Here is a 10,959-nt window from a genome sequence, read left to right as displayed (position 1 = left end):
CACCACCGCGTTGATCTCGTTGATACCGGCGACGAGGCGCTGCATCTGCTCGTCGGCATCCTTGATCTCGAGCCGGGCCGAGAAATCGCCGGCCGCAGCCGCAGCGACCACCTCGCCGACATCGGAGACCACCGCCTCGATCGACTGGGCACGGGCGAGACGGGTGGCTGCCGCTGCGCGCTCCTGTTCCTGCAATTCGGCGACCTGCTCGATCGCCGAGCGCAGCACCGCGACCGAGCGGGCCATCGCGCCGATTTCGTCGCCGCGCTTGGCATGGGGAACCTCGACGGCAGTGTCGCCCTTGGTCAGTTTCTCCATGACATGGCTGAGGTCGAGGATCGGGCGGGTGATCGAGCGCTGCGCGAAGACGAGCGCAACGCCGACTGAAGCCAGCAGCGTCGTCAGCAGCACCAGCGGCATCAGCCACTGGATCTGTCGGGTGAAGGCGGTCGCCTCGTCCCCAACCGTGATGCTGGCCTTCTCGATCCGCTGACTGAAGCCGATGAGCAGGTCGTTCAATGCCTTGCGGTTTGCGCGATTGGCTTCGGTATTGCCCTGCTCGTTTGCCGCAGCCGGCGAAACGTCGCGGCCGAGACGGGCCGTTTCCGCCCGGAACGCGATGAACTCCTCGACCGCTTTCGCGATCTGTCCAACCGACGCGCGTTCTTCCTCCGGTGCGATCCTCTGCAGTTCCGCGGTGAATTTCCGCAGGGGCGAAAAGCGATCCTCGATGCCCTTGGCGTAGGTTTGCTGTTCCTGAGGCGTCTTCGCCATGTAGACGCCGCGCGATTCCATAACCACCGCGGTCACCAGACCATTGATCTGCTGGGTGACCAAAGCGACGTTGCCCTGCAATTGGGAGCGCGTGTTCAGATCGTCCGCCTTCTGCAGCCCGTAGAAACTGATGATCGCGGTCAGGATGGCGCCGCCGGCGACGATGGCCAGCATGGCGAGTATTTTCAGGCGGATGGATTTCATGAATGACGCCCCAGGGCGGCTCCCGACATTGGAGCCGTTCTAAGTTTGAGCTTTGGGCATCAATGATAAAAAACGCTTAAAAGTTTAGCACATCGATTAAACGGTCTTCCGATGCCGTGCCTTGCGGAACCCAAAGGATTTTTTGCCGTTTAGCGGGATTTATCATCGGCTGTTATCCTCGGAGCATCACAAAAGCTGGCACTCGTCTTCAAATGACTGCGGTCAATATAATCTGCCGTGTCGGGCCGTTTCTGGCATCCGCCCCCGGCGCGCGGCGCTATTCGATCATGCGCCGTGACTTCTTTCCCGCAGCGGTTTTCTGGCTATAGTCGCCCTGCCGTGACGTCCACTGGCCCGCTCGACCGGGCCGATCTCTCAAGAGACGCATTTGGGGAAGCGACCGATATCATCGGCCGAATCCTTCACGGCGTTTGGGGAGGTTCGATGGCTACCAGACGTATTCTGGACGCGATGGTGTTCATCGCTCCACTGGCTTTTCTTGTCGTCGTCTGGGCGATCGTCGTTCCAGTCTTCCAGGTCAACCCGCAGATCTTCCCGGGTGTCCCCGCGGTCGTTCAGGCCGGGGTCAACAGCATTCTCGACGGCACCCTGTTCATGCATGTCGGCGCGAGCATGGGCCGCGTCATCCTCGGCACCGTGCTCGCCGTCCTCGTCGCCGTGCCGCTCGGCATCCTCATGGGCATCAGCAGGGGCGTTTCGGATTTCCTGACGCCGCTCCTGCGCTTCTTCTCGGTGCTGGCCGGCATCGCCTGGATCCCGATCGCGACGCTCTGGTTCGGCTACGGCTTCGGCGCCATCGTCTTCGTCATCTTCAACGGCGTCTTCTTCATCGTCGTCTACAACACGCTGCTCGGCGTCTCGACCATCCCGATGTCGCTGCGCAATGCGGCGGCCTCGCTCGGCGCCGGGCGCTGGGCGCTCTTCACCGAGGTGCTGCTGCCGGGCGCTCTGCCCAACATCGCGACAGGCATCCGCACCGGCCTTGGCTTCGCCTGGCGCGGGCTGATCGCCGCCGAGATGATCGCGACCAATGTCGGCCTCGGCTACATGCTCTTCGTCGCCCGCGACTTCTACCAGACCGAGGTCATCGTCTTCGGCATGATCGTGATCGGCGTGCTCTGGCTGCTGATCGACCGCCTGGTGCTCGCGCCCTTCGAGCGCGCGACCATCGAGCGCTGGGGGCTGGTGCGGTGATGAACGCCCTGCTCCCGCTCTGGTCCTTCTGGGTCCGGACCTCCCAGCAATGGCCGGTGCTGCAGACGCTCGCACCCTTCATCCCGGTCGTGCTCCTCTGGCAGGCTGTGGCCACTTGGGGGCCGTTTCCGCCGGCCTTCTTCCCCGCGCCGATGGATGTCGTCCGCAGTTTCGGCAGCCTGATGTACAAAGGCATCCTGCCCGAATATCTCGGCGACAGCGTGGCGCGGCTGGCGGCCGGGGCGGCGGTGGGGATGGCGCTCGGCATCCCGCTCGGCCTGCTCATCGGCCTCAGCCGGCGAGCCTATACCGCGCTCTGGCCGGTCGTCCTGTTCTTCCAGGCGATCGGCGACATCGCCTGGCTGCCGATCCTGATCATCTGGTTCGGCTTCGGCCTGACGACGATGGCCTTCGTCATCGTGTACACGGTGATCTTCCCGGTCATCTTCAACACCGTGCTCGGCGTGCGCTCGATCAAGATCGAGCTTCACCGCGCCGCACAGAGCCTGGGCGCGCCGCCATGGCGCATCCTGACCGAGGTTGTGATACCCGGCGCACTGCCCAACATCGTCACCGGCCTGCGCAACGGCCTCGGCTATGGCTGGCGGGCCCTGATCGCCGCCGAGATGATCGTCGGCACCAGCGGCATCGGCTTCATGATGTTCGATGCGCGCCGGGCCGGTTCCGTCACCGAAATCGTGCTGGGCATGATCCTGCTCGGCATCCTCTGGTACATCGTAGACGCCTGGGTGCTCGCGCCGATCGAGCGCGCGACCGGCCGGCGCTGGGGACTGACACAGTGAAAAGTCTCGGCCTGAAAAACCTCTCCAAGACCTATTACGACCTGTACGAGGGCAGCCACCACACGGCGCTGCACGACATCTCGCTTGACATCCCCGCGGGCGAATTCGTCTCGGTGGTCGGCCCCTCCGGCTGCGGCAAGTCCACGATCCTGAACATGGTCGCCGGCTTCATCCCGCATTCGGGCGGCGAGATCCTGGTCGGCGGCCAGCCGGTCAAGGGGCCTGGGCCGGACCGCGGTGTCGTCTTCCAGTCCTTCGCGCTCTTTCCCTGGAAGACGGTGCTCGACAATGTCGGCTTCGGCCCGAAGATGCGGGGCGTGCCGAAGGCCGAGCGCGACGAGATCGCCCGCGAATATCTCTCCATGGCGGGCTTGTCGCACGCTGCCGATCGCTACCCGAACGAGCTTTCGGGCGGCATGCAGCAGCGCGTCGGCGTCGTGCGTGCGCTCGCCAACAAGCCCGACGTCCTGCTGATGGACGAGCCCTTTGCCAGCGTCGACGCGCAGACGCGCATGACCCTGCAGGACGAGCTCAGCCGGATCTGGGAGGAGCGGCGGCCGACCGTGCTCTTCATCACCCACGATGTGTCCGAGGCGGTCTTCCTGGCGAACCGCGTCGTCGTGCTTTCGAAGGGCCATGTGCTGGCCGATGTGCCGGTGCCGATCGAGCGCCCGCGATCCTGGGACAAGCTGGTCGAGGACGACGCATTCAAGGAACTGTCGAACAAGGTCCTCGCGCTGGTGAGGTCGGCATGAGCGCGCTGCGCTCCGCCCTCGGCAATCGGCGGGGGCTGATTCTGCTCGTCTGCCTCGCCGGCTGGGCCTCCTGGCAAGCCTGGCTCTTCATCGTCGCGCCGTCGAAGATCGCGGCGGGCTTTCCGGACCGGCAGCGCGTCAATGCTCTGGTCACCCTGCCCTTCGAGCCCGAGCGCTTCCACGTGCTGATGTTCCAGCGCTATGGCCGCGTCTCGGGCACGGATGGCAACACAGTCGAATTGCGCAACGTCGACAAGAACGAGCTCACCGCAATCGCCCGCTACTACTGGGTCAAGCGGGTCGAGCCTTTGCAACAGGGAGGATAAAAATGATCACACGCAGGACAATCCTGGCCGCGGGCGCAGCGCTCGCCGCGCCGAACATCGCGCGGGCGCAGACTCTGGTGAAGCTCAAGGCCGGCATGGTCACCGGTATTGACCAGATCGGCCTACCGATCGCGCTGGAGCGCGGCTTCTTCGAGAAATGGGGTCTCGATGTCGACATCGCCCGGCCCTATGCCACCGGCGTCGATGCGTTGAACGCCCTGCAGGCGGGCGAGAGCAATATCGTCCAGGTCGGCGTACCGATGATCGGCGCCGTGCTGCGCGGCATGGACCTCGTCGCGCTCGGCAACTATTCGGGCAACCCCACGACGCGCGGCTCGGACGCCACCATGGCGCTGATCGCTCGGGCGGATTCCGGCATCGCCAAGGGCGATCTCGCGAGCCTGAAGGGCAAGAAGATCGCCGCCTCTTTCGGCACGATCAACCATCTCTACATCCTCGCCCTGATCGAGAAGGGCGGGCTGACGCCTGCCGACGTCACGCTCGTCAACACGCCGCCGCCGGACATGACGGTGGCGCTGCTGGCCAAGGGCATCGACGCCTTCGTCGGCTGGGACCCCTGGCCGGTCGTCGCGCTGAAAGACGTTCCTGGCGCCGTCGAGATCATCCGCGGTGGCGGCGTCATCTCCTATATCGGCTATAATGTCGGCCTGCGCCCCTGGGTGACGGCCAATGGCGCTACCATCGAGAAGTTCCTCGCCGCGCTCTCCGAGGGCGACCAGTGGATGCGCAAGGAGCCGAAGCGAGCCGCGCAGGTGGCGACTCGCTGGATCCCGGGCCTGAAGCAGGATGTCGCCGAGGCCTCGATGGAATTTAACATCCAGCAGGCGGACCGCCGTCTCTCAGCCAACAACTTCCGGGCGCTCTGGTCCGCGCAGGAGCGGCTGCACCGGCTCGGCTTCATCAAGGACACCTTCGACGTCAACAAGCACTTCGAGCCGAAGCACATCGTCAAGGTGATGGCGGATAATCCGGGGCTGTTCAGCGACCTGCCGCCGATCCCGGCCGATGTCGCGATCGGGCCGGGCTTCGTCTTCAAGCCCTGAGCAGCTCACACACAGAAACCATGACGGCGGCCGCTACCGGCCGCCGTTTGCTCGTCGATATCAGGCCGGGCTCTGGCCCAGACACTCCGGAAGGGCGTAAGGCTGCCGGCGAAGAGGCGGACTTTTGTTGTCGCCCGCCCTATCGTTCAGACGAAGCTCAGGCCTTCGTCCGCGCGCGCGCCGGCGCGGTCTTCCGCCGCTGATTGCCCAGGCCCATCTTCTTCGCCAGGTTCGAGCGCGCTTCGGCATAGGCCGGAGCGACCATCGGATAGTCGGACGGCAGGCCCCACTTGGCTCGGTACTGATCGGGCGACAGGTCGTAGGCCGAGCGCAGATGGCGCTTCAGCGATTTGAACTTCTTGCCATCTTCCAGGCAAATCAGATGATCAGGCGTGATCGACTTCTTGATCGCGACCGCGGGAACGAGCTTTTCCTCGACGACAGGTGCCTGCTCCTTGCCGAGACCGACAAGCGCCGCGTGAGTGCTCGCGATCAGGGCCGGCAATTCGGAGGTCGGCACACTGTTGTGAGCCACGAAAGCCGAAACGATCCCTGCAACAAGATCAACAATCACGTCGTTAGAATCGGACAATTTTATTCCCCTACTATTCAAGAATCTGCGCTCAACCGCATTAGTGAATGCAATCAATAGATCAAGCTTTTTCGATGGCGATCGCAGGGAAGGGTCGGCTCTGCTGTCACCGCGACCCGCTGTTGTTTTGATCGATTCTAAGGTTCTACCGCTTCCTCGAGCATCGCAAGACGCACCACCGTGACCGAACAGCCGGCCTGGGCGACGACCTTCGAGGAAACGCTGCCTAGATGGCGCCTCACGGCGGAAGCGCCTCGCGCACCGATGACGATATGGCCGATTTGGTTGTGCTCGGCATAGCGGATGATCGCGTCGGCCGCGCTGACCGCCTCAACCACGTGATAGCTGACCCGTTCCTCCGGTAGACCGAGCGGGTGCGCCCAATCCTTCAGCATCACAAGCCGCCTGATGTAGGCGGAGCGCCCGGCATCGTCCGCCCTGGAGTCCTCGCCGATGAGCTCGGTCTTCAGGACGGTCAGGCAGGCGAGGCGGGAATCGGGTCGAGCGGCCACGAGCCGCGCGGTCTCGGCTCGCACGGCCTGGGCAAGCGGGTCGGTGCCGCCGGCGAGGTCGACCGCAGCGAGGATGAGCGCCGGGCCGGCCTCGCGCCGCCGGGACGTTGGGGCGCCCGTCAGCTGGCGGTCATCGCGCTTTTGGAAGGCGGAGACGATGCGGTCCCAACTTGAGCGCCGCGGTTGCGGCTTGGTGATGACCACCTGGTCCGGATGGCGCAGGTCGAAGGCGACGCGTGCGGCGTCGGCGTAGCGCCGGCCACGATCGACCTCGAGGCATTTCCGGATGATCGTCTCGAGCCAGGCAGGCACCTTCGGGTTGATGGCGGAGGGCGGCTTCGGCGCATGGTAAAGCCGCCGCTTCATGCCGGCCGTCGTCGAGGGGAAATCGAAGGGCAGTTCGCCGGTGGCAAGCAAATAGAGGATGCCCCCGAGGGCAAAGATGTCGCTGGCCGGGTCGGAGCGGTCACCGAGCACCTGCTCGGGCGCAATATAGGCGGCGGAGCCCATCGGGACACGGCTCTCCTCGCCCAGCAGGTCCGGCAAGCCTGCATGGCGGGAAAGGCCGAAGTCGAGCAGGACCGCGCCGCGCTCGGCAAGGATCACATTCTCCGGCTTCAGGTCGAGATGCGCGACCTCCTGCGCATGAAGGCTGGCCAGCGCAACGGCCACCTTGGCGCCGATGAGTGCGACCTCATCAGGCGACAGGGGGGCATTACGGGCCAGCTTCGCAAGGCTCTCGCCCTCGACGAATTCCATCGCGATATAGGGCGTCTCGGCGAGGTCGCCGGAGCGGATATAGCGCGGGACATGCGGGCCCGAGAGGCGCTTCAGGACCAGTTCCTCGACCTCGTAACCGATCACGACCGAGACATCCTGACCGGGATCGAGAAACGGGATCTTGAGCACGGCCGTGACATCGAGATCCGGGTGACGCGCCCGCCAGAGCGAAGCCATGCCGCCCGAGGGCATCTGCTCTTCCAGCGTGAAGCCGTCGATCACCTGCCCTTGACGAAAATGCATCCCTTCACCGTCCGGCAACGAGGCGGGCCGCGAGAGACGGCGGCAGTCCGGCCGACAACACCTTGCGGGCCGCCGTCTCGGCGTCATAGGGCACGCGGTGCATGGTGACGCTGCGTTCCCGGAGATCGACGAGGGCAAAGCAGGCTGCCGGGTTGCCGTCGCGCGGCTGGCCGACGGAGCCCACGACCACGAGATGGCGGCGCGTTGTCATCAGCGGCGCTGGCTGGTTGTCCAGCGGCCGGAACGCCACGGGCGGACGGCCGGGGCGCGAGTAGAAGACCGCCGGGATGTGGGTATGGCCGCAGATGATCAACTGTGCCGGAGTGGCCTCGAAGGACGGAGCCGCCGCCTGCGCATCGTGGACATAACGCCAGCGGCCGGGCTCGTCGGCACTTGCATGAACGTAGAGGCGATCCTGATCCGTGATCGTCATAGGCAGCCCGGCGAGAAACGCACGATGCTCCTGCGAAAGCTGTTCGCGTGTCCAGAGGATCGCAGCGCGGGCATTCTCGGTCATCCCGCGTCGCTCTTCCACCGCGGCCTGGTCGTGATTGCCGAGGACGACATGGGCGCCGCGGGCGGCGTAGTCCGCAGCGATCTCGACGGCATAGGTCGGATCGGCCCCGTATCCGACGATGTCTCCGGCGATGACGATCTTGTCCGGCGCCTCAGCGGCGACAGCCTCTCGCACCGCGTCGAACGCCTCGCGGTTGGCATGGATGTCGGCGAGCACGGCGATGCGCATCTGCGGCGCTCAGGTCGGTCGTCGGTCGAGGAACATGCGGAGGGCGTAGCGCAAGAGCGATGATCCAAGGGCGTTGCGTCAGGCAATTTTGGCGCCGTCCGGCCAACGCTGCAACCATGAGGGCAGGCCTGCGGCGGTCCGCCGCCGGCGGCGCCTGGAAAGCTGCAGCGGCCGGGATCGATCGCCGTGGCCATCGCGATGTCGCCTCCCTTTTCAGAACTGCCAGCCCGCGGGCACCCAGGCGTAACCGGTGTCCGTGCGCAGCAGGTGGCCGAGACCCGGGAACGGATAGTGGAAGCCGAGGACCGGGATCCGTTCGGCCGCCGCCCGGTCGAATATCCGCCGGCGTGCGCTCAGGGCAGCATCCTTGTCGCGGTCCGGGCCGGGGCGCCACGGCTGGTCGATGTTCACGACGGGATGGTAGGCGAGATCGGCCGTCAGCAGCAGCTGGTCGCCCCGGGAATGAACGAGGAAAGAGACCATGCCGGGGGTGTGCCCGGATGCGGCGATGGTCGTCAGACCCGGGACGATCTCGGCCCCCGCCTCGTAGAGTTCGACGCCCTTGGCGACGGGCTCGACGCTGCGCTTGATCGCCGCGCCGAAGCGCCGGCGGAACTCCTCCGGGACCGGCATGTAGGACAGGTCGGGCTCCCCGAGGACGAAGAAGTCCCAATCAGCCTTCGGAGCGAACACCGTAGCGCGCGGGAAAGCCGGCCCTCCATCCGCCGTTCTGAGATTGCCGACATGGTCAGGGTGGGTATGCGAGACGACGACGACATCGATATCGCCTGCGCTCAGGCCGATCTCGGCCAGACGGGCGAAGATCCTGCCGCCATTCGGGCCCATCGTCTGCCCGGCACCGGCCTCCAGCAGGATGCGCCGGCCTCCCGTCTCGATCAGCAGCGTATTGAGATTCAACGTCATGTGGTCGGCAGGCAGGAAGGCGCGCTTCAGCACCTCCTGTAGTTCCTGTTCGGGCGCATCGCTCGCATAGACGCGCGGCGGGCCACCGATAATCCCGTCGCTCAGCACGGTCGCGCCGATCTCGCCGACGCGGAAACGATAGTGGCCGAGATTGCTCTCCGGCGTCCGCGGCGCCTGGGCCTGGACGTCCCCGGCCCGGCCGCTTCCGAGAACCAGGCCCGTTGCGCCCACGGCGGAAAGGACGATCTTGCGGCGATTCATGGTGATGGTGGTCATGGCTGCCTCGTGGTCGGATTGACTCGGGTTGGCCCTCAAGATGACGCCGCACAATTGATCGGATAAGACGAGTCCTGACGATCAACCTGATAAGCAAAGCTTTGCAATGAAGCCCTTGCGCCTCGATAGCCTCGATGCCTTCGCCTCCATCGTCAGTTGCGGTGGTTTTCGGGCGGCGGCGATCGAGCGGAGGGTTTCGTCGGCCGCGCTGAGCCAGACCATCGGCGGGCTCGAACAGGCACTTGGGCTGCGCCTGTTGAACCGGACGACCCGCAGCGTTGCGCCGACCGAGGCTGGGGCGCGGCTGTACGAACGGCTCGTTCCGGCCTTGCTCGACATCAGGCAGGCGCTCGACGATCTCAACCGGCTGCGCGAGACGCCGACGGGCACGCTGCGGATCAATGCGCCCGGCCCGGCGGTCGATCACGTGCTGTGCCCGCTGGTCTTCGACTTCATGCGGAGCTTTCCCGAGGTGAAGGTCGAGCTGATCAGCGACGCGGCCATCATCGACATCGTCCAAGGGGGCTTCGATGCCGGGGTGCGCTTCGGCAGGCAGCTGGAACAGGACATGATCGCAGTGCCGCTGGGCCCTGCCCTGCGCTATGCGATCGTGGCGTCACCGCACTATCTGCGGGATCGCGCCGCTCCGTCGACACCGTCCGATCTGATGGGTCTCGACTGCATCCGCCGTCGTTTTCCGGGTGGAACCGTCGTCAGCTGGCAGTTCGAAAAGGGCGGCGAGCGCATGGAGATCACGCCGGAAGGCCGCCTCACGCTGAGCTCCGCGCATCAGGAACTGCAAGCGGCGCAGGCTGGGCAAGGCATCGCGCACGTCTTCGAGGACTATGCCAGGCCGCATCTCGACGAGGGCAGCCTTATCGAACTGCTGCCCGACTGGTCCCCCGACCTGCCAAGCTGGTTTCTCTATTATCCCAACCGGCGCCACCAGAGCGCCGCGATGTCAGCGTTGCTGCAACATATCCGTGAGTTCGATTGGCGTGCCGAGCCGTGATCGCCTTCATGGCACCGCAGCTATCCGCCGACGCTCTTTGAGCGCGCGAAGCGGGGCTCGACCGCTGCGATATAGGCATCCCGCGACGGCCCGAGATGCTGGCGACAGAGCGCCACGAGGCGAGGCCGGTCTCCGGCCCTGATCGCTTCGATCATTCCAAGGTGCTCATCGCGCGCCAGCGCCAGATGCTCCGCGCTTGCGGCGGTGATCGAACGCGCGCCATGAACCTTCTGCGCCATGGCCTGGATCAGCTCGACAAGGTGGGGGTTGCCGCAGGCGGCGAACAACGCCTCGTGGAAGGACATGTTGGCGCGGAATGCAGCGCGAGCGTCGCCGGAAGCGACGGCCGCGCTGTGAGCGCCCTGGATCTCCTCCAGTTGTGACAGCAGGCGAGCGGGAGCCGGCATGGGAATCTGTTCGGCGGCGAGCGTCTCCAGCGCCTCTCGCACCGAGTAGATCTGCCGGACCTCGGTGGGGTCGAGCAGCTTCACGAAGGCGCCACGGTTGGGCACGCGCTCGATCAGGCCGACCCGCTCGAGCTCGGCCAAAGCCTCGCGGACCACATGGCGCTTCACCTCGAGCCGCTCGGCCAGATCCTCCTCGACGAGCCGTTCGCGGGGCATCAGCCAGCCCAGCACGATCTCCTCTTCCAAGGCAGCGGCGATGCCGCGGACCCGGTCGGTCGTCTGGAGCTTCAGCGCAGTCGTCGGCATGCCAGATTATAACCCTTCAAC

Annotated in this window: 12 protein-coding genes; 6 read left to right on the top strand and 6 right to left on the bottom strand. The window is 65.5% G+C overall.

The annotated features are described in order from the left end of the window. A partial coding sequence (locus BoBH3_RS23420; protein WP_262333267.1) for a HAMP domain-containing protein occupies positions 1-978 on the bottom strand: 978 nt, incomplete at its 3' end. Positions 979-1,422: 444 nt separating this feature from the next. Here BoBH3_RS23420 and BoBH3_RS23415 point away from each other — a divergent pair. Genes BoBH3_RS23415 through BoBH3_RS23395 form a run of 5 tightly spaced genes read left to right on the top strand, consistent with a single transcriptional unit; the run spans position 1,423 to position 5,141 of the window. Further along, positions 1,423-2,193, top strand: a complete 771-nt coding sequence (locus tag BoBH3_RS23415; RefSeq protein ID WP_262333266.1) for an ABC transporter permease — start codon at positions 1,423-1,425, stop codon at positions 2,191-2,193. Then, entirely contained in the window at positions 2,193-2,996 is an 804-nt protein-coding gene (locus BoBH3_RS23410; protein ID WP_262333265.1) for an ABC transporter permease, read from the top strand. Before BoBH3_RS23415 ends, BoBH3_RS23410 begins: the two co-directional genes overlap by 1 nt. After that, positions 2,993-3,751, top strand: coding sequence for an ABC transporter ATP-binding protein (locus BoBH3_RS23405; RefSeq protein ID WP_262333264.1), 759 nt, complete (start codon positions 2,993-2,995; stop codon positions 3,749-3,751). Before BoBH3_RS23410 ends, BoBH3_RS23405 begins: the two co-directional genes overlap by 4 nt. Continuing rightward, entirely contained in the window at positions 3,748-4,077 is a 330-nt protein-coding gene (locus BoBH3_RS23400) for a hypothetical protein (RefSeq protein WP_262333263.1), read from the top strand. The genes BoBH3_RS23405 and BoBH3_RS23400 overlap by 4 nt, the downstream gene beginning before the upstream one ends. 2 nt (positions 4,078-4,079) lie before the next feature. Beyond that, a complete protein-coding gene (locus BoBH3_RS23395) occupies positions 4,080-5,141 on the top strand; it encodes an ABC transporter substrate-binding protein (RefSeq protein WP_262333262.1) in 1,062 nt (353 codons plus the stop codon). Between the two features lie 157 nt (positions 5,142-5,298). Here the strand turns inward: BoBH3_RS23395 and BoBH3_RS23390 are convergent, their stop codons facing one another. The 4 genes from BoBH3_RS23390 to BoBH3_RS23375 form a co-directional block, all read right to left on the bottom strand. Beyond that, the gene (locus tag BoBH3_RS23390; RefSeq protein ID WP_410050643.1) at positions 5,299-5,733 is read right to left on the bottom strand and encodes a Ros/MucR family transcriptional regulator; all 435 of its coding nucleotides are present in this window, start codon (positions 5,731-5,733) and stop codon (positions 5,299-5,301) included. A gap of 137 nt (positions 5,734-5,870) precedes the next feature. Continuing rightward, a complete protein-coding gene (locus BoBH3_RS23385) occupies positions 5,871-7,268 on the bottom strand; it encodes a bifunctional serine/threonine-protein kinase/universal stress protein (protein WP_262333261.1) in 1,398 nt (465 codons plus the stop codon). Between the two features lie 4 nt (positions 7,269-7,272). Continuing rightward, positions 7,273-8,013 carry a metallophosphoesterase family protein gene (locus BoBH3_RS23380; RefSeq protein WP_262333260.1) on the bottom strand — a complete coding sequence of 247 codons (741 nt, stop codon included), beginning with the start codon at positions 8,011-8,013 and terminating at the stop codon, positions 7,273-7,275. Positions 8,014-8,226: 213 nt separating this feature from the next. Further along, positions 8,227-9,213 (bottom strand): MBL fold metallo-hydrolase, encoded by a 987-nt coding sequence (locus BoBH3_RS23375; RefSeq protein ID WP_262333259.1) that lies wholly within the window; start codon positions 9,211-9,213, stop codon positions 8,227-8,229. A gap of 106 nt (positions 9,214-9,319) precedes the next feature. On the opposite strand from BoBH3_RS23375, the gene BoBH3_RS23370 reads away from it, so the two are divergent. Next, positions 9,320-10,225 carry a LysR family transcriptional regulator gene (locus BoBH3_RS23370; protein WP_262333258.1) on the top strand — a complete coding sequence of 302 codons (906 nt, stop codon included), beginning with the start codon at positions 9,320-9,322 and terminating at the stop codon, positions 10,223-10,225. 20 nt (positions 10,226-10,245) lie between these two features. Here BoBH3_RS23370 and BoBH3_RS23365 read toward each other — a convergent pair whose 3' ends face one another. After that, the gene (locus BoBH3_RS23365) at positions 10,246-10,938 is read right to left on the bottom strand and encodes a GntR family transcriptional regulator (RefSeq protein ID WP_262333257.1); all 693 of its coding nucleotides are present in this window, start codon (positions 10,936-10,938) and stop codon (positions 10,246-10,248) included. Between the last annotated feature and the right edge of the window lie 21 nt (positions 10,939-10,959).

The sequence above is a fragment of the Allobosea sp. BH3 genome (assembly GCF_025499465.1).
In the GTDB taxonomy this organism is placed as follows: domain Bacteria; phylum Pseudomonadota; class Alphaproteobacteria; order Rhizobiales; family Beijerinckiaceae; genus Allobosea.
Note: the sequence above shows the minus strand (reverse complement) of the source record. Positions and strands in the feature narration are given on the sequence as shown.